Origin of the sequence: Streptomyces sp. A 4/2 (genome assembly GCF_940670765.1) — a bacterium.
In the GTDB taxonomy this organism is placed as follows: Bacteria; Actinomycetota; Actinomycetes; order Streptomycetales; family Streptomycetaceae; genus Streptomyces.
In genome coordinates this window covers 178,154-195,946 of the sequence record NZ_CALNVW010000002.1, presented here as the reverse complement: position 1 = coordinate 195,946, position 17,793 = coordinate 178,154, and the positions used below count along the sequence as shown (strand labels likewise).

At 70.8% G+C, this 17,793-nt stretch carries 15 protein-coding genes; 5 read left to right on the top strand and 10 right to left on the bottom strand.

Annotation, left to right across the window (positions count from 1 at the left end; all coding sequences use genetic code 11):
- Positions 1–25: 25 nt before the first annotated feature.
- On the top strand, positions 26–946 hold the full coding sequence (locus NBY69_RS01580; RefSeq protein ID WP_250297757.1) for a hypothetical protein: 921 nt from the start codon (positions 26–28) through the stop codon (positions 944–946).
- On the top strand, positions 882–1,460 hold the full coding sequence (locus tag NBY69_RS01575; protein ID WP_250297756.1) for a dihydrofolate reductase family protein: 579 nt from the start codon (positions 882–884) through the stop codon (positions 1,458–1,460). The genes NBY69_RS01580 and NBY69_RS01575 overlap by 65 nt, the downstream gene beginning before the upstream one ends.
- Positions 1,461–1,536: 76 nt before the next feature.
- Here NBY69_RS01575 and pyk read toward each other — a convergent pair whose 3' ends face one another.
- From pyk to pta, 3 genes are all read right to left on the bottom strand, one after another.
- Complete coding sequence (gene pyk, locus NBY69_RS01570) at positions 1,537–2,970, bottom strand: pyruvate kinase (RefSeq protein WP_250297755.1); 1,434 nt, start codon at positions 2,968–2,970, stop codon at positions 1,537–1,539.
- 81 nt (positions 2,971–3,051) lie between these two features.
- A complete protein-coding gene (locus NBY69_RS01565; RefSeq protein ID WP_250297754.1) occupies positions 3,052–4,275 on the bottom strand; it encodes an acetate kinase in 1,224 nt (407 codons plus the stop codon).
- Positions 4,272–6,365: a phosphate acetyltransferase gene (gene pta / locus NBY69_RS01560; RefSeq protein WP_250297753.1), complete on the bottom strand. Its 2,094-nt coding sequence runs from the start codon at positions 6,363–6,365 to the stop codon at positions 4,272–4,274. Before pta ends, NBY69_RS01565 begins: the two co-directional genes overlap by 4 nt.
- A gap of 265 nt (positions 6,366–6,630) precedes the next feature.
- Here pta and NBY69_RS01555 point away from each other — a divergent pair, with 265 nt between their 5' ends.
- Complete coding sequence (locus NBY69_RS01555; protein ID WP_250297752.1) at positions 6,631–7,656, top strand: ATP-dependent 6-phosphofructokinase; 1,026 nt, start codon at positions 6,631–6,633, stop codon at positions 7,654–7,656.
- A 172-nt stretch (positions 7,657–7,828) separates the two neighbouring features.
- On the opposite strand, the gene NBY69_RS01550 is transcribed toward NBY69_RS01555, so the two are convergent.
- The 6 genes from NBY69_RS01550 to NBY69_RS01525 all read right to left on the bottom strand — a co-directional run bounded on the left by NBY69_RS01550 (position 7,829) and on the right by NBY69_RS01525 (position 14,215).
- Complete coding sequence (locus tag NBY69_RS01550) at positions 7,829–8,497, bottom strand: helix-turn-helix transcriptional regulator (RefSeq protein ID WP_250297751.1); 669 nt, start codon at positions 8,495–8,497, stop codon at positions 7,829–7,831.
- 78 nt (positions 8,498–8,575) lie between these two features.
- Positions 8,576–9,403: a carbohydrate ABC transporter permease gene (locus tag NBY69_RS01545; RefSeq protein WP_250297750.1), complete on the bottom strand. Its 828-nt coding sequence runs from the start codon at positions 9,401–9,403 to the stop codon at positions 8,576–8,578.
- A gap of 7 nt (positions 9,404–9,410) precedes the next feature.
- Positions 9,411–10,373 (bottom strand): carbohydrate ABC transporter permease, encoded by a 963-nt coding sequence (locus NBY69_RS01540; RefSeq protein WP_250297749.1) that lies wholly within the window; start codon positions 10,371–10,373, stop codon positions 9,411–9,413.
- Entirely contained in the window at positions 10,370–11,734 is a 1,365-nt protein-coding gene (locus NBY69_RS01535) for an extracellular solute-binding protein (protein WP_250297748.1), read from the bottom strand. Before NBY69_RS01535 ends, NBY69_RS01540 begins: the two co-directional genes overlap by 4 nt.
- Positions 11,735–11,876: 142 nt before the next feature.
- Complete coding sequence (locus tag NBY69_RS01530; protein ID WP_250297747.1) at positions 11,877–12,551, bottom strand: response regulator; 675 nt, start codon at positions 12,549–12,551, stop codon at positions 11,877–11,879.
- Positions 12,548–14,215 (bottom strand): sensor histidine kinase, encoded by a 1,668-nt coding sequence (locus NBY69_RS01525; protein WP_250297746.1) that lies wholly within the window; start codon positions 14,213–14,215, stop codon positions 12,548–12,550. Before NBY69_RS01525 ends, NBY69_RS01530 begins: the two co-directional genes overlap by 4 nt.
- A gap of 144 nt (positions 14,216–14,359) precedes the next feature.
- Between NBY69_RS01525 and NBY69_RS01520 the strand changes: the two genes are divergently transcribed.
- Together NBY69_RS01520 and NBY69_RS01515 are read left to right on the top strand one after the other, a co-directional pair.
- Positions 14,360–15,766, top strand: a complete 1,407-nt coding sequence (locus tag NBY69_RS01520; RefSeq protein ID WP_250298014.1) for a cation:dicarboxylate symporter family transporter — start codon at positions 14,360–14,362, stop codon at positions 15,764–15,766.
- 195 nt (positions 15,767–15,961) lie between these two features.
- Positions 15,962–17,083 (top strand): peptidoglycan bridge formation glycyltransferase FemA/FemB family protein, encoded by a 1,122-nt coding sequence (locus NBY69_RS01515; RefSeq protein WP_250297745.1) that lies wholly within the window; start codon positions 15,962–15,964, stop codon positions 17,081–17,083.
- Between the two features lie 33 nt (positions 17,084–17,116).
- On the opposite strand, the gene NBY69_RS01510 is transcribed toward NBY69_RS01515, so the two are convergent.
- Positions 17,117–17,743: a TetR/AcrR family transcriptional regulator gene (locus NBY69_RS01510; RefSeq protein WP_250297744.1), complete on the bottom strand. Its 627-nt coding sequence runs from the start codon at positions 17,741–17,743 to the stop codon at positions 17,117–17,119.
- Positions 17,744–17,793 lie beyond the last annotated feature (50 nt).

The following is a 17,793-nucleotide window of genomic DNA, read 5'->3' as shown; positions in this document are numbered from 1 at the left end:
GGCGTGGAGCGTGGGGGAGTGAGCAGTGGGCGCTGTCGACGGCTGCCGTGACACCGGCGAGGCCGGCCGCACCGGTCCCCGCGTACAACAGGCCCCCGCGGCAGGGCGGTTCACCCCGTACCCGGGGCGGATGCTGCGGGCCGAGTGGCAGGCGGTGGCCGTCGGGCCGTTCCGGGAGCTGCGGCGCCGCGGGGTGTCCGGGATCTCCCTGGCGCTGCTCGCCACGGTCGCGGTCGTCGTCGTCCACCAGCTGATACGGACGCCCGACGGCGCGGTGCTGGTGCGGCTGGTGGCCGACGTCCGGGCCGATCTGCCCCTCCCGCTGGTGCTGCTGCGTACCCCCGGATCGCTGGTGCTCGCCGATCCCGGTCTGCCGGTGTGGGCGGGGCTGCCCAAGCTGTTCCTCGCGTTCGCGCTCGCCGAACTGGTCCTGGGCCGCACCCGCACCCTGGTGATCGCCTGCGTCACGTCCCTCGCGGGCACGCTGGGCGCTCGGGCGATGATCGCGCTGGGCCACGGTCCGCTGGGGCTGCCGCCCGAGACCGCGCATGTGCTCGACACCGGGCCGTCCGCCGCGGTGGCCGGGCTCTTCGCGTACCTGGCGGTGGTCCGGCGCGCTCCGGTCCTGGCCGTGCCGACCAGCGGACTGATCGTGGTCCAGTCGCTGCTCAAGCCGAACCTCGCGGGCCGCGAGCATCTGATCGCCGTGGGGCTGGCGCTCGTCCTGGGCCTCTGCGCGGGCCGTGCCACCCGGGGAGGGGACGCCGGGCCCGCGCCGCGTCGGGGGCCGCGGATCCGTACGGAGCAGGGGCCGGCCGCGTATCCTCCCCGCCATGACGGGCCGGAGCAGCCCGGCCCCGACGCTTTCGGCGAGGACCGCGATGAGGAAGATCGTCCTGACGATGTCGATGTCCCTGGACGGGTACAGCGAGGGGCCGGACCGTGACATCAGCTGGCACCGGGTCGACGACGAGGTGCACCGCCACATCAACGCGTACCTCGCGACGATGGGCGGATTCCTGCACGGCCGGGTGACCCATGAGCTGATGGCCGGATTCTGGCCGACCGCGGACGCCGACCCGGCGAGTCCCGAGCCGGTGAAGGAGTTCGCCGCTCTCTGGCGCGGGATGCCCAAGACCGTGTACTCCAGAACCCTGGAGCGGGCCGACTGGAACACCACGGTGGTCCGGGAGGTGGTGCCCGAGGAGGTACGGGCGCTCAAGGCCCGGCCCGGCGGCGACCTGTCCCTCGGCGGTGCGCGTCTCGCCGCGTCCTTCATGGCGCACGGGCTGATCGACGAGTTCCACATCTACGTCCACCCGGTACTCGTCGGCGGCGGCACGCGCCTCTTCCCGGACGCGGGGGCCACCGCCGGCCTCGACCTCGTGGAGTCCCGGACCTTCGGGAACGGTGTCGTCCTCCTGTACTACCGGCGAGCCGGTGCGTCCGGCCCGGAGTGAGCCCGGACACGGCTGTGGCCCGTACCCGCCGTAAGGGGGGTACGGGCCACAGCCGTGTCAGCGGACCGGTGTCCGGTCAGCCCTGGTTGTCCTCGCCGCCCAGGTGGTGCACCCGGACCATGTTCGTGGTGCCGGGGACACCGGGGGGCGAGCCGGCGGTCATGACCATCCGGTCGCCCTCGTTGTAGCGCTTCAGCTTCAGCACCTCGGCGTCGACCAGGTCGACCATCGCGTCGGTGTTGTCCACGTGCGGCACCACGTGCGCCTCGACGCCCCAGCTCAGCGCGAGCTGGCTGCGGGTCGACTCGTCCGTCGTGAAGGCGAGGATCGGCTGGCAGGTGCGGTAGCGGGAGAGACGGCGGGCGGTGTCTCCGGACTGGGTGAAGGCGACCAGCGCCTTCGCGTCCAGGAAGTCCGCGATCTCACAGGCCGCGCGGGCCACCGAGCCGCCCTGGGTGCGCGGCTTCTTGCCGGGCACCAGCGGCTGGAGGCCCTTGGAGAGCAGCTCCTCCTCGGCCGCGACCACGATCTTCGACATCGTCTTGACGGTCTCGATCGGGTACGCGCCCACACTCGACTCGGCGGAGAGCATGACCGCGTCGGCGCCGTCCAGGATGGCGTTGGCGACGTCGGACGCCTCGGCGCGCGTCGGGCGCGAGTTGGTGATCATCGACTCCATCATCTGGGTCGCGACGATCACCGGCTTGGCGTTGCGGCGGCAGAGCTCGATGAGCCGCTTCTGCACCATCGGGACCTTTTCGAGCGGGTACTCGACGGCCAGGTCGCCACGGGCCACCATGACGCCGTCGAAGGCGGCGACGACGCCCTCCATGTTGGCGACGGCCTGCGGCTTCTCGACCTTGGCGATGACGGGGACCCGGCGGCCCTCCTCGTCCATGATCTTGTGGACGTCGTTGACGTCACCGGCGTCGCGCACGAAGGAGAGCGCGACCAGGTCGCAGCCCATCCGCAGCGCGAAGCGCAGGTCGTCGATGTCCTTCTCGGACAGGGCCGGGACGTTCACCGCCGCGCCGGGCAGGTTGATGCCCTTGTGGTCGGAGATGACACCGCCCTCGATGACGATGGTCCTGACCTCGGAGCCCTCCACGGAGGTCACCTTCAGCTCGACGTTCCCGTCGTTGATCAGGATCGGGTCGCCCTTGGTGACATCGCCCGGCAGACCCTTGTAGGTCGTGCCGCAGATGGTCTTGTCGCCGGGGACGTCGTCGGCGGTGATGGTGAACTCGTCACCACGCACCAGCTCGACGGGGCCCTCGGCGAAGGTCTCCAGGCGGATCTTGGGGCCCTGGAGGTCGGCGAGCACGCCCACGGCGCGGCCGGTGGCCTCCGAAGCCTTGCGGACGCGGTGGTACCGCTCCTCGTGCTCCGCGTGGGACCCGTGGCTCATATTCAGACGGGCCACATTCATGCCGGCCTCGATGAGCGTTTTCAGCTGCTCATAGGAGTCGACGGCTGGGCCCAGTGTGCAGACGATTTTGGAACGGCGCATGAGGCGGATCCTATCGGTTTGTTTCGCTACGGAATATTCCGTCTGGTGGAAAGTACAAATGGGCGGTGTGGCGCTCAGGTGTCAGCCGTTCACCAAGGCGTAGACCTGTTGTGCAATTTCACGTTCTTCGTCCGTGGGGACCACGGCGACAGCCACCCGCGAGGTGCCCGGGGAGATCAGCCGGGGTTCGTCGGAACGTACGGCGTTGAGCTCGGGATCGACCACGAGTCCCAGCCCTTCCAGGCCCGCGACGGCGGCCTCGCGCACCGGCGCCGAGTTCTCGCCGACCCCTGCGGTGAAGGCGACGGCGTCCACCCGGCCCAGGACCGCCGTGTACGCGCCCAGGTATTTCTTCAGCCGCTGCACGTATATCTCGAAGGCGAGCCGGGCCCGTCCGTCGCCCTCGCCGACGCGCCGCACGATCTCGCGCATGTCGTTGTCGCCGCAGAGCCCGACCAGACCGCTCTTCTGGTTGAGCAGTACGTCGATCTCGTCGACGGACATTCCGGCGACCCGCGACAGATGGAAGATCACCGCCGGATCGAGGTCACCGGACCGGGTCCCCATCACCAGCCCCTCCAGCGGCGTCAGCCCCATGGAGGTGTCCACGCAGATGCCGCCGGCCACCGCCGAGGCCGAGGCCCCGTTGCCGAGGTGCAGCACGATCACGTTGACCTCCTCCGGCGTGCGGCCCAGCAACTGCGCCGTCCTGCGCGAGACATAGGCGTGCGAGGTGCCGTGGAAGCCGTAGCGGCGGATGCGGTGGGCGTCCGCGGTCTCCGTGTCGATGGCGTAGCGGGCCGCGTACTCCGGCATCGTCGTGTGGAACGCGGTGTCGAAGACGGCGACCTGGGGGAGATCGGGGCGCAGTTGCCGGGCCGTACGGATCCCGATGATGTTCGCCGGGTTGTGCAGCGGGGCGACCGGCACCAGCCGTTCGATCTCCTTGAGCACCGCGTCGTCCACCACCGTCGGCGCGGTGAACTTCAGTCCGCCGTGCACCACCCGGTGGCCGATCGCCGCGAGTTCGGGCGAGTCCAGGCCGAGACCGTCGGCGTCCAGCTCCTCCGCGACGGCTTTCAGCGCCGCCGCGTGGTCGGGGACGGGCCCGGTCCGCTCACGGGTGTCGGCGCCGTCCACCAGGTCCTGTCCTAGCCGGGTGTGCCGGAACCGGGACGTCTGCTCGCCGATCCGCTCGACCAGGCCCACGGCCAGCCGGGCGCCGTCCGCCATGTCGAGCAGCTGGTACTTCAGCGACGAGGAGCCGGAGTTGAGGACGAGGACACGGGTGGCGGTCGGTGTCATGCGGGGCCCTCCTGGACCTGGGTCTGGGTCTGGGCCTGGATCGCGGTGATCGCGACGGTGTTGACGATGTCCTCGACGAGCGCGCCGCGCGAGAGGTCGTTGACCGGTTTGCGCAGCCCCTGGAGCACCGGCCCGACGGCCACCGCGCCGGCCGAACGCTGCACGGCCTTGTAGGTGTTGTTGCCGGTGTTGAGGTCCGGGAAGATCAGCACGCTGGCCTGCCCCGCGACCGCCGAGCACGGCAGTTTGGTGGCGGCGACCGTCGGTTCCACCGCCGCGTCGTACTGGATGGGCCCCTCGATCAGCAGATCCGGCCGCGCCGCCCGCACCAGCTCGGTGGCCCGGCGCACCTTGTCGACGTCCGCGCCCGACCCCGAGGTGCCCGTCGAGTACGAGAGCATCGCGATCCGCGGCTCCACCCCGAACTGGGCCGCGGTGGCCGCCGCCTGGACGGCGATGTCCGCGAGCTGCTCGGCGTCCGGGTCGGGGTTGACCGCGCAGTCGCCGTACACGAGCACCTTGTCGGCCAGGCACATGAAGAACACCGACGAGACGATCGAGGCGTCCTCCCTCGTCTTGATGATCTCGAAGGCGGGCCGGATGGTGGCCGCCGTCGAGTGCACCGCACCCGACACCATGCCGTCGGCCAGTCCCTCCTGGACCATCAGCGTGCCGAAGTACGAGGCGTCGGCGACCACGTCGTGCGCCAGCTCGACGGTGACGCCCTTGTGGGCGCGCGCCTTCGCGTACACCTCGGCGAACCGGTCCCGCAGCTCGGACGTCACCGGGTCGACGACATCCGCCCGGGTCAGATCGATGCCCAGGTCGGCGGCCTTCCTGCGGACCGTGTCCGGGTCGCCGAGCAGCGTCAGGTCGCAGACACCGCGGCGCAGCAGGATGTCGGCGGCGCGCAGCACCCGCTCCTCCGTGCCCTCGGGCAGCACCACCCGGCGGCGGTCCGCGCGCGCCCGCTCCAGCAGTTCGTGCTCGAACATCATCGGGGTGACCCGCCCGCTGCGCGACACCGAGAGCCGGTTCAGCAGCTCCGCGGTGTCCACATGGCGCTCGAAGAGGCCCAGTGCGGTCTCCGCCTTGCGCGGGGTCGCCGCGGTCATCCGGCCCTCCAGCGCGAAGAGTTCGCCCGCGGTCGGGAACGAGCCGCCTGACACCGCGATCACCGGGGTGCCCGGCGCCAGCCGGTCGGCGAGCCGGAGGACCGGGGCTCCCGGACGTTCGTCCAGGGTGAGCAGGACACCGGCTATCGGCGGCGTGCCCGCACTGTGCGCGGCGAGCGAGCCGACCACCAGGTCCGCCCGGTCGCCGGGGGTCACCACCAGGCAGCCGGGGGTCAGCGCGTTCAGGAAGTTCGGCAGCATCGCCCCGCCGAACACGAAGTCCAGCGCGTCCCTGGCCATCCCGGCCTCGTCGCCGAGCAGCACGGTCCCGCCGAGTGCGTGGGTGATCTGGGCGACGGTCGGCGCGGCCAGCGCCGGTTCGTCGGGCAGCACCGGGCACGGCACCGGGAGCTGCGCGTCCAGCTGCTCCGCGAGCGCCGCCCGGTCACCCGGGGCGACCCGGTTGACGGCCATGGTGATGACGTCGCAGCCGAGCACCTCGTACGCCCGGTAGGCGTTGCGCGTCTCCGACCGTACGGACTCGGCCGGCTGGCCCTTCCCGCCGACGACCGGGATCACCGAGGCGCCGAACTCGTTCGCGAGCCGCGCGTTCAGCGCCAGCTCGTCGGGGAGCTGGGTCCCGGAGAAGTCCGTACCGAGGACGAGCACCACCTCGTACGCCCGCGCCACCTCGTGGAAGCGGCCGACCAGGCGCGAGACGAGTTCGTCGGTGCCGTGCTCGGCCTGGAGGGCGGTCGCCTCGTGGTAGTCCATGCCGTACACGGACGCCGGGTCCTGGCTCAGCCGGTAGCGGGCCCGCAGCAGCTCGAACATGCGGTCGGGGCCTTCGTGCACCAGTGGCCGGAAAACACCCACCCGGTCGACCTGCCGGGTGAGGAGCTCCATGACCCCCAGCTCGATGACCTGGCGGCCGTCGCCGCGATCGATCCCGGTCACGTACACGCTGCGCGTCACGCGTGCTCTCCGTCCTCTTTCTCGGATGTCGGCGCCCCGGGCGTGCCCGGCGGATCAGGGCCGGGGTCACGTCGTCGGGTCGCCCGGGGGGCCGGGGGCGCCCTCTTGACAGTACCCTCGGGCCTGGCTACGTCGCCTGTCCGCGGCTGGACCGCGGCAGCTACGGGGCCGTGACCGCGAGGAGCCCGACAGCGCGACGCGGCGAGGGGCCGTGGAAGAATCGGAACGGCTCGCAGGTACCACTAGGAGCAGGAGAAACAGCGCGATGCGCATCGGAGTCCTCACCGCAGGCGGCGACTGTCCCGGCCTCAACGCCGTCATCCGGTCGGTCGTGCACCGCGCCGTGGCCGGGCACAACGACGAAGTGATCGGCTTCGAGGACGGCTTCAAGGGCCTGCTCGACGGTCACTTCCGGCCCCTCGACCTCAACGCGGTCAGCGGCATTCTCGCCCGCGGCGGTACGATCCTCGGCTCCGCCCGGCTGGAGCGCGACCGGCTGCGCGAGGCCGCCGAGAACTGCGCCGAGCTGACCCGGCGCTACGGCATCGACGCCCTGATCCCCATCGGCGGCGAAGGCACCCTCACCGCCGCCCGGATGCTCTCCGACGCCGGAATGCCGGTCGTCGGGGTCCCGAAGACCATCGACAACGACATCTCCGGCACCGACCGCACCTTCGGATTCGACACGGCCGTCGGTGTCGCGACCGAGGCGATCGACCGGCTGAAGACCACCGCCGAGTCGCACCAGCGGGTGATGGTCGTCGAGGTCATGGGCCGGCACGCGGGCTGGATCGCCCTGGAGTCGGGCATGGCGGGCGGCGCACACGGCATCTGTCTGCCCGAGCGGCGCTTCGAGGTGGACGACCTGGTGAAGATGGTCGAGGAGCGCTTCTCCCGCCGGAAGCGCTTCGCGGTCATCTGTGTCGCCGAGGGCGCGCACCCGGCCGAGGGCTCGATGCCGTACGAGAAGGGCGTCATCGACAAGTTCGGCCACGAGCGCTTCGCCGGTATCGGCACCCGGCTCGCGATCGAGCTGGAGAGCCGCCTCGGCAAGGAGGCCCGGCCGGTCATCCTCGGCCACGTCCAGCGCGGCGGCACCCCCACCGCGTACGACCGCGTCCTGGCGACCCGCTTCGGCTGGCACGCGGTGGAGGCCGTGCACCGCGGCGACTTCGGCAACATGACCGCGCTGCGCGGAACGGACATCGCGATGGTCCCGCTGGCGGACGCGGTGACGCATCTGAAGACGGTGGACGCGAGCCGGATGTACGAGGCCGAGTCCGTCTTCTGATCCCGCTGTCGTCGATTGATTGCGCACTGATCCCGCCGCGCACTGATCCCGCCGCGCCGGGAAGAACCCGCACAGGGAAGAACGCCGCGCCGGGAAGAACACCGCCGGGAAGAACGCCGCGCGCGGGGCCGAAGCCGGGCCCCGCGCCGGGTCGTTCCGGGCGAACCGCCGGTCAGCCCGGCGTCAGCGTCCAGAACCGCCCGACGATGGAGTCGAGGAAGTCCCGCCCCTCGTCCCCGCCCGACCCGGCCGCCCCCCAGTTGAGCGTCCGCACCATCTGCGCCTGGTAGTCGGAATGCAGCTGTTCGAGCACCGGCTCCAGCTGCGCCCGGGACAGCGGTACGAGCTTGGCCGTGGGGCGTACGTACGCCTGCCAGCGCGTCGTCACCGCGCTCCGCAGCAGCCCGGCCAGTTCCTCGTCCCGGCCGGTCGCGGTCAGAAAGGCCGCCGGGGTCAGGGCAAGCGTCTCCGCGAGCGCGGCCGTCTGGCGTTCGTTGCCGCGCCACCGGCCCGACTCCTCCATCTTGAGATAGGCGGAGGTGTCCATGCCGATCAGCCGCGCCAGGTCCTCCGCCGCCGTACCGCGCGCCAGCCGGTGCTCACGCAGTGTGGTCGCCGAGACCAGCAGATCCCCGACGGAACACCACAACACGCCTGCCAGCGCGGTCAGTTCACGCGAGGTGGGGTGCTGGAGGCCGCGCTCCCAGGCAGCCACCACATCCGGGGTGACGAGGAGGCCGTACTGGGCACGCAGCCCGTGGGCGACATGGCCGGGCGCCATGCCCAGCGCCTCGCGCAGACGGCGTGCGGCGGGGGCGTCGAAGGGCGGGGTCTGGTGCACGGGCACACCATAGGGGCGGGTGTGCCCTCACGCCTACGGTGTGTTCGCACAGTCCCACGGTTCGTCGGAACCTACGCGTCAGCCCTTGACCGCACCCCCCAGGGCGAAACCACTGCCGAGACGGCGCGAGATGAGGACATACAGCAGGACCACCGGGGTCGAGTAGACGATCGAGAAGGCGGCCAGCTCCCCGAACGCCACCTGGCCGCCGCGGTTGCCGAAGAAGTTGTAGACGGAGACCGAGGCGGGCAGCTGCTCCGGGGTGAGCAGCAGCATGAAGGGGACGAAGAAGTTCCCCCACATCATGATGAAGCTGAAGATCGTCACGACCATGACGCCGGGCCCCATCAGCGGCAGCACGATCCGCCGCAGTGTCTGCATCCCGCTCGCGCCGTCCGTCCGGGCCGCCTCCTCCAGGACCATCGGGACGCCGTCCATGAAGTTCTTCATCAGCCAGATGGCGAAGGGGAGTTGGGAGGTGGCGAGGAAGAGCGCGGTGCCGTACACGGTGTCGATCAGGTCCGTCTGCACGAACAGGGCGTAGACCGGGACCATGATCGCGGTGATCGGCAGACACGTGGTGAACAGGACCGTCAGCAGGAACGGCCGGTTGAACCGGGAGCGGTACCGGGAGAGCGGATACGCGGCGAGCGCGGCCGAGGCGACGGTCAGCGCGGTCGCGCCGCCGCACAGGATCAGGCTGTTGAGCATCGGCCGGAAGGTGATGTCCTCGGTGAGGATGTCCGAGTAGTTCGACAGGCCGGGGTTGTCGGGGAGGCGGACGCGCAGCCCGGCGTGCGGGTCGACCGAGGAGAGGACGAGCCACAGCAGCGGTACGGCGAAGGCCGCGGCGACCACCAGCAGGGCGGCGTCCACGGCGAGGCGTTCGGTGGTACGGCGGCGCATGGACACCTCACACCTCCGTCTTGAGCAGGCGCAGATAGACGACCGAGAAGAGCGAGCTGATCAGCAGCAGGAGCAGGGCGACGGCGGTGCCGTAGCCGATGAAGCTCTTGAGGAACGCCTGGTCGTACATGAAGACCGGCAGCGTCTCGCTGCGGTTGCCGGGGCCGCCGCGGGTCATCGCCCAGATCAGCCCGAACACCGACAGTGTCTGCAGGGTGTTGAGCATCAGGTTGGTGGCGACGGAACGGCGGATCATCGGCAGGGTGATGTGCCAGAAGCGGCGCAGCCCGCCCGCGCCGTCCAGCTCGGCGGACTCGGTGATGTCCTGCGGGATCTCGTTGAGCGCCGCCGAGTAGATGAGCATCGAGAACGCGGTGCCGCGCCAGACGTTGGCGAAGGAGACGGCGAGGATGGGCAGGCTGTAGAGCCAGTTCTGGGACGGCAGGTGCAGCTGGTCCAGGATGGCGTTCAGGGTGCCCTCGCGGCGGAAGAAGGCGTAGAGCAGGAACGCGGCGACGATCTCCGGAAGCACCCAGGCGGCGATCACGAAGATGCCGGTCACGGTGCGCACGGGCCTGGAGGCGCGGCGCATCAGGGTGGCCAGCGCCAGCCCGAGACTGTTCTGGCCGATGATCGAGGAGATGACCGTGAAGACGAGCGTCAGCCAGACGGCGTTGCGGAACTCCGGGTCGGCGAAGGCCCGCCGGAAGTTCGCCAGACCGACGAAGTCGGTCGACGACGAGCCGGTCAGCTGCATGTTCGTGAAAGCGATGTAGACGCAGTAACCGATGGGGCCCGCGAGGAAGACGAGCAGCAGTGCGACGGCCGGGGTGATCGGCAGCCAGCCCAGCGGGCCACCCCGGTGCAGCGTGCCGGCCGACCCCTGCGGGACCACTGCTGGCGGACTCGTCGCCTGCGGGACCGCCACCGGCGGACTCGTCGCCTGCGGACCCGTGGCCGGCGTACTCATGGCCGGTGGACGATCGCGTCGCCGACAGCCGTCTTCAACTGCTCGTCGTAGGTCTTCGCCGCTGCCTGCGGACCGGCGTCACCGGTCGTGACGGACTCCATCGCCTCGCCGATCGCGGACGAGACCTGCGGATAGGCGGGCAGCGCCGGCCGGTAGTGGGTGTACTCGACGAGGCTCGTGAAGAACTTCACGCCCGGACTGGACTTCAGGTACGCCGGGTCCTGGGCGACATCGTCGCGGCACGCGATCTGCGCGCCCTCGATGGTGTACTTCACGGCGTTCTTCCTGGTCTGCAGCTGCTCGATCATCTTCCAGGCCAGGTCCGCGTTCTTGGACTTGGCGGGGATGGACCAGGTCCAGCCGCCGGACATGGAGACCTTGCCGGGCGCCTGGCCGTACTGGGTGGGCATCGCGGCCTGGCCCATCGTCGTCGACCACGCGGGCCAGGGGCTGCCGCCCGACGGCAGCCACTGCTGACCGGCGAAGGAACCGTCGATGTCGATGGCCAGCTTGGACTTGGGCACCCAGTCGGTCTGTACGTTGGTCATGGCGTTCGGGTCGAGCGCGTCGGACTTGTCGAGCCCGAGCTTCTCCGCGAAGACGGTGTTCACGAAGGCCAGCGAGTCCGTGAACCCCTTGCTGCCCGCGACCCACTTGCCCTGCTTCGCGTCGTACAACGGGTCGGCGCCCGTCCCGTACAGCAGCATCTCGAAGCCCTGCATGACCGCGGCCTCGCCCGGTCCCTTGCCGGTGTAGATGTTGAGCGGAACGGTGCCGGGGACCTTCTGCTTGATGGTGCGCGCGGCGTCGAGGATGTCGGCCCAGTTCTTCGGCTGCCAGTCCGTGGGCAGACCGGCCTTGCGGAAGATGTCCTTGTTGAACCAGATCCCGCGGGTGTCGGTGCCGTCGGGAACGCCGTACGTCTTCCCGTCCTGCGCCTTCGCGGCGGCCTTGGCCGTCGGGACGAAGTGCTGCCAACTCGGCCAGTTCTTCAGGTACGTGTCGATCGGCGCGAGATATCCGCTCTTGATGTCCGAGTTGATCAGGAAGGTGTCCTCGTAGACCAGATCGGGCGCGGTCCTGGGGGAGCGCATCATCTGCTGGATCTTGGTGTAGTAGGCGTTCTCGTCGGCCTGGATGGGCAGGAGCTCGACCTTCTTGCCCGGGTTGGCCTTCTCGAACTCCTTCTTCACCGACTCCAGATAGTTGTCCATGATGCGGACCTTGTTGCTGGTGGACCGCTCGTACGCGATCCGCACGGTGTCGGGACTGCTGCCGGAACCACTGCCGCAAGCAGTGAGCGTGCCTGCCGCCAGGACGGTGGCTGCGGCGGCGAGGATGAGCGGGGCGGTGGGGCGCACGGGCACGACCTCCTCAGGTGCGACCGCGGTCAGCGGCTGCCCGGCGAACGTAAGACGGACCCAAATCCAAGGTCAATCCCCGTGCATGACAACGTTGTTGCGGCCCCGGTCGGCATGAGCGGATCGGGGCCGGTACGCGCCGTTACGGGCGGCTCAGCCAGCGGTACTGCAGCTCCGGGCGCCCGATCTGCCCGTACTGCGGCCGGCGCAACGCCCGGCCCGTGCCCACCAGATGCTCCAGATAGCGGCGCGCGGTGATCCGCGAGATGCCGACCGCCTCGCCCGCGGCGGTGGCGGTGATCCCGTCGGCCGCCGCCCGCAGGGTACGGGTCACCGCCTCCAGCGTCGGGGCGCTCAACCCCTTCGGGAGCGCGGCGGGTTCGGGGCTGCGCAGGGTGGCCAGGGCCCGGTCGACCTCCTCCTGGCCGCTCGCCTCACCGGCCGCCGCGCCGCGGAAGTCGGCGTACCGCACGAGGCGGTCGCGGAGGGTGGCGAAGGTGAACGGCTTCAGTACGTACTGCACGACGCCGAGCGAGACACCTTCCCGTACCACCGCCAGATCGCGCGCCGAGGTGACGGCGATGACATCGGCGGTGTGCCGCGCGGTGCGCAGCGAGCGGACCAGCTGGAGGCCGTGGCCGTCGGGGAGGTGCAGATCGAGCAGGAGCAGATCCACCGGCGTGCGGTCCAGGACGCGCACGGCCTCCGCCCGGGAGTGGGCCTTCCCCGTCACCTCGAAGCCGGGGACGCGGCCCACGTACAGCTCATGGGCGTCCGCGGCCACCCGGTCGTCCTCGACGACCAGCACCTTGATCATGTGGTCAGCTCCTGTCGGACGGGCAGCCGGACCACGAACTCCGCGCCGCGTGACGGGGCGCCGCCCGGTGCGGCGCTCCCCGGTGCGGCGCTCTCCCGTGGTGGGCCCGCGACCGTGACCGTACCCCCACCGCGCAGCACCGTCTGCCTGACCAGTGCGAGCCCGAGCCCGCGCCCCGCGCTCTTCGTCGACCAGCCGAGCCGGAAGATGTCCTCGGCCTCCGCCGTGCCGAGGCCCGGACCGGTGTCGCGGACCCGGATCAGCAGCTCACCGCCGGCCGCGCGCACCGTGACCGTGACCCGGGCGCCTTCGCTGCCCTGCGCGGCGTCGACCGCGTTGTCGACGAGGTTGCCGAGGATCGTGACGAGGTCGCGGGCGGGCAGCAGCCCCTCGTCGATGACGCTGTCGTCGGCCAGCACCAGTTCGACGCCGCGCTCGTTGGCCTGCGCGGCCTTGCCGAGCAGCAGCGCGGCGAGCACCGGCTCGTCCACGGCGCCCACCACCCGGTCGGTGAGGGTCTGGGCCAGTTCCAGCTCGCCGGTGGCGAACTCGACGGCCTCCTCGACGCGCCCCAGCTCGATCAGCGAGACGACCGTGTGGAGCCGGTTCGCCGCCTCGTGCGCCTGTGCGCGCAGCGCCTGGGTGAACCCGCGCTCGGAGTCCAACTCGCCTGACAGTGCCTGGAGTTCCGTGTGATCGCGCAAGGTGACGACGGTCCCGCGGTGCTCCCCGGAGGACACCGGCCTGCTGTTCAGGACCACGACCCGGTCGGCGGTCAGATGCACCTCGTCGACCCGCGGCCCGTCGGCGAGCAGCGCGCCGGTGAGCGGGGCGGGCAGCCCCAGCTCCGCGGCGTTGCGGCCGACCGCGTGCGCGTCGAGACCCAGCAGTTCCCGGCCGCCGTCGTTGATGAGCGCGATACGCCGCCCGCTGTCGAGCATCAGCAGCCCTTCCCGTACGGCGTGCAGCGTGGCCTGGTGGTAGTCGTACATCCGGCTCAGCTCCGCGGGGTTCATCCCGTGGGTGTGGCGGCGCAGCCGCGCGTTGATGACGTACGTCCCGATGCCGCCGAGCGCGAGCGCCGCCCCCGCGAACCAGAGCAGCACGCTCACCTGGTCCCGCAGTTGGGCGTCGATCCGCTCCACGGTGATGCCCGCGCTGACCAGCCCGGTGATCCGCCGGTCGGCCCCGTTCCCGGCCGCGCCTCCGTCCCCGCCCCCGTACGCACGGACCGGGGTGACGACCCGGACCGAGGCGCCGAGCGTGCCGGTGTAGGTCTCGGTGTACGTCCGGCCGTGCAGCGCCTCCGCGATGTGACCCAGGTAGTGCTCACCGATCCGGTCCGGGTCGGGGTGCGTCCAGCGGATGCCGTCGGTGTCCATGATCGTCACGAAGGCCACCCCGGTCGCGCGCCGCACCTGCTCGGCGTACGGCTGGAGGACCGCCGTCGGATCGTCGCCGACGGTGGCCCGCCGCACCGACGGGGAAAGCGCCACCGCCCGCGCCGCCGCGGTCGCCTGCCGCCGCGCCGCGGCCTGGGCCTGGCGCTGGTCGGAGACGTAACTGAAGACCACGCACCCGGCGACGATCACCGAGACCAGCACGACCTGCATCGCGAAGAGCTGGCCGGCGAGGCTGCGGGGCCGGGGGGTGCGTATGTGCATGGCGGACAGTCTGCACGCCGCTGAATCCGTGAACGAAATGCACGTAACCGTGACCCGGATCACAGGCTCGTGGAGAGTCGCGGAGATTCACCGGGATGGTCAGGGACGTGGATCGGAAGTGGACGAGGAGGCAGCGTGTCCGCAATGAAGCGGGACCGTACGCACTATCTGTATGCCGCGGTCATTGCCGCGGTGGTACTCGGCATCATGGTCGGCTTCGCCGCACCAGGGGTGGCCGTCGAGCTCAAGCCGCTGGGCACGGGGTTCGTCAATCTCATCAAGATGATGATTTCGCCGATCATCTTCTGCACGATCGTGCTGGGCGTCGGCTCGGTCCGCAAGGCCGCGAAGGTCGGCGCCGTCGGCGGTCTGGCACTCGGGTACTTCCTGGTGATGTCGACGGTGGCGCTCGCCATCGGTCTGCTCGTCGGCAATCTGCTGGAGCCGGGTTCGGGGCTGCACCTCACCGAGTCGGTACGGCACGCGGGCGCCGCACAGGCCCAGGGCGCCGGCGAGTCGACGGCGGACTTCCTGATCGGGATCATCCCGACCACGATGATCTCCGCCTTCACCCAGGGCGAGGTGCTGCAGACGCTGTTGATCGCGCTGCTCACCGGCTTCGCGCTGCAGGCGATCGGCCCGGCGGGCCGGCCGGTGCTGCGCGGGATCGAGCACATCCAGCGGCTGGTGTTCCGGATCCTCGCCATGATCATGTGGGCGGCCCCGGTGGGCGCGTTCGGCGCGATGGCGGCCGTGGTCGGCGAGACGGGCGTGGCAGCGCTCAAGTCGCTGGCCGTGATCATGATCGGTTTCTATCTGACCTGCGCGCTCTTCGTCTTCCTGGTCCTCGGCACGCTGCTGCGGCTGATCGCGGGCATGAACATCTTCCTGCTGCTCAAGTACCTGGGCCGGGAGTTCCTGCTGATCCTCTCCACGTCGTCCTCGGAGTCGGCGCTGGCACGGCTGATCGCCAAGATGGAACACCTGGGGGTGAGCAGGCCGGTGGCCGGGATCACGGTCCCGACCGGCTACTCCTTCAACCTCGACGGCACGGCGATCTATCTGACGATGGCTTCGCTGTTCGTCGCCAACGCGATGGACAAGCCGCTCAGCGGCGGCGAGCAGATCTCGCTGCTGCTCTTCATGATCGTCGCGTCCAAGGGTGCCGCGGGGGTGACGGGTGCGGGGCTGGCCACGCTGGCCGGCGGACTCCAGTCGCACCGCCCCGAACTGGTCGACGGGGTCGGGCTGATCGTGGGCATCGACCGCTTCATGAGCGAGGCCCGCGCGATGACGAACTTCGCGGGGAACGCGGTGGCCACGGTCCTGGTCGGCACCTGGACGAAGGAGATCGACAAGGAACGGGCGGCGGAGGTGCTGTCCGGCCGGATCCCGTTCGACGAGGCGACCCTCATCGACGACGGCGCGGCCGAGGACGCCGGACCGGACACCGGTGCCGCGGCGGACGCCGGTGCCGCACCGGGCGGCAGCGCCGCCGAGGAGGCACCGCTCCCGGGCGGGAGCGACAAGGAGCCGGCCGTCCGTTCCTGACGCACGGTCCGGAGGTACGGCCCTGAAGCACGGCCCCGGCACCCGTCCGCGCCCGCCCCACCGGGCCCGGACGGGTGCCGACAGCCTGACGCGTCGCCCGCCTCGGCCGATCGGCGCGGGTCCGCGCGTACGCTGCCCCACGACCGGGCGCGGGGCACCGCGCGGGGATCACCTCCATCGATCAGGAGCATCCGCATGACCCTCCGACTGAGGACGATCGGCCGAGACGAGCACCTCGCGTTCATCAGCGGTCTGCCCTCGGCGAGCCATATGCAGGTGCCGTCCTGGGGTGACGTGAAGCCCGACTGGCGCGCCGAGAGCGTGGGGTGGACGGACGGAAGCGGCCGGATCGTGGGTGCGGCGCTGGTGCTCTACCGGCCGCTGCCGAGGATCAAGCGGTACCTGGCGTACCTGCCGGAGGGGCCGGTCATCGACTGGCACGACGCCGATCTCGACGAGTGGCTCCGCCCGCTGCTCGCTCATCTGCGGACGCGGGGTGCCTTCTCGGTGAAGATGGGGCCGCCCGTGGTCGCCCGCCGCTGGGACGCGTCCGTGGTCAAGGACGCCATCGCCGATCCGGGGGCCCACCGGCTGAGCGAGGTCGAGCCCACCGATCAGAACCCGGAAGCGCTCGAACTCGCCGTACGGCTACGGGGCATGGGCTGGCAGCAGGCCGGGGCGGGCGGCGAGGAGGGCTTCGCCGCCGGGCAGCCACGCCATGTCTTCCAGTTGCAGCTCGGCGGCCGTTCGCTCGACGAGATCCAGCGCGGCTTCAACCAGTTGTGGCGCCGCAACGTCAAGAAGGCGGAGAAGGCGGGGGTGAAGGTGATGCGGGGCGGCTACGACGAACTGGCCGCCTTCTACGAGCTGTACACGGAGACCGCCGCCCGCGACCAGTTCCTCCCGCGCCCGCTCGCGTACTTCCAGCGGATGTGGCAGGCGCTGTCCGCCGAGCACCCCGACCGGATGCGTCTCTACCTCGCCGAGCACGACGGTGAGGTGCTGGCCGCGGCCACCATGCTCACGGTCGGCCGGCACACCTGGTACTCCTACGGTGCTTCCACCAGCCGCAAGCGCGAGGTGCAGCCCAACAACGCCATCCAGTGGCAGATGATCCGCGACGCGCACGAACTCGGTTCCACGGTCTACGACTTCCGCGGCATCACCGACACCCTCGACGAGGGGAACCATCTGCTCGGCCTGCTGCGGTTCAAGGTCGGCACCGGCGGTCAGGCCGCCGAGTACGTCGGGGAGTGGGACTACCCCCTCAACAAGGTGCTGCACAAGGCCTTCGGGCTCTACATGGCGCGGCGCTGAGCCCGAACGCTTCCCGCCCCCGGGCGCGGGTGTTCAGCCGCGCGCCCCGACGGTGTCCGTGATCGCCGCGAGCAGTGCGGCGGCGCGGTCGGCGGGGAAGCCCGCCGAGAGCAGGGCCGTCGACGCCGCCGCGATCCCCGCGCCCGCCGCCGGGAGGGCGCCGTCGTTGACCGCTTCCATCAGGCCGAACAGCGCCTGCTCGTGGACGTATGCGAGAGCCGCCGCAGGCAGCGGTGAGGTGAACATCCCCTCGTCCAGGCCGCGTTGGAGCAGCGCTGCGCAGTCCTCGCGGACCGGGGTCAGCCGCTGGGTGATGCCCGCCATCGTGACGCTGCGCTGGGCCATCGCGACCAGCAGCCGGTAGCGGTCGGCGATCTCCCAGACCGCGAGTATCGCGCGGGCCAGCGCCTCGGCCGGGTCGCTGATTCCGGCGCGGCCGGTGGTGTGCGCCTCGACGACGGCGGCCGTCGCGTTGTCGACGAGCGCGGCGATCAGCGCCTCCCGGCTGGGGAAGTGCCCGTAGACCGTGCGCCGCACCACGCCCGCCGCGCGGGCGATCTGGTCCATCGAGGCGTCCGGGTCGTGCAGCAGCTCGGTGAGCGCCACATCCAGGATGCGGCGGCGGTTGGCGTCTGCTCGTCCGGAGGTCACGGGTCCCATTTTGCACCGCGCCGGGATGCGCGCTAAATTGCACAGCAGTGTGTAATTGC

What these genes read in the sequence shown, in the direction of transcription:
- NBY69_RS01545 (WP_250297750.1), bottom strand. Translation starts at nt 9,403, where the DNA reads ATGCGCCGCCGTACCACCGAACGCCTCGCCGTGGACGCCGCCCTGCTG.
- NBY69_RS01575 (WP_250297756.1), top strand. Translation starts at nt 882, where the DNA reads ATGAGGAAGATCGTCCTGACGATGTCGATGTCCCTGGACGGGTACAGC.
- NBY69_RS01530 (WP_250297747.1), bottom strand. Translation starts at nt 12,551, where the DNA reads ATGATCAAGGTGCTGGTCGTCGAGGACGACCGGGTGGCCGCGGACGCC.
- NBY69_RS01555 (WP_250297752.1), top strand. Translation starts at nt 6,631, where the DNA reads ATGCGCATCGGAGTCCTCACCGCAGGCGGCGACTGTCCCGGCCTCAAC.
- NBY69_RS01510 (WP_250297744.1), bottom strand. Translation starts at nt 17,743, where the DNA reads ATGGGACCCGTGACCTCCGGACGAGCAGACGCCAACCGCCGCCGCATC.
- pyk (WP_250297755.1), bottom strand. Translation starts at nt 2,970, where the DNA reads ATGCGCCGTTCCAAAATCGTCTGCACACTGGGCCCAGCCGTCGACTCC.
- NBY69_RS01515 (WP_250297745.1), top strand. Translation starts at nt 15,962, where the DNA reads ATGACCCTCCGACTGAGGACGATCGGCCGAGACGAGCACCTCGCGTTC.
- NBY69_RS01525 (WP_250297746.1), bottom strand. Translation starts at nt 14,215, where the DNA reads ATGCACATACGCACCCCCCGGCCCCGCAGCCTCGCCGGCCAGCTCTTC.
- NBY69_RS01565 (WP_250297754.1), bottom strand. Translation starts at nt 4,275, where the DNA reads ATGACACCGACCGCCACCCGTGTCCTCGTCCTCAACTCCGGCTCCTCG.
- NBY69_RS01540 (WP_250297749.1), bottom strand. Translation starts at nt 10,373, where the DNA reads ATGAGTACGCCGGCCACGGGTCCGCAGGCGACGAGTCCGCCGGTGGCG.
- NBY69_RS01520 (WP_250298014.1), top strand. Translation starts at nt 14,360, where the DNA reads ATGAAGCGGGACCGTACGCACTATCTGTATGCCGCGGTCATTGCCGCG.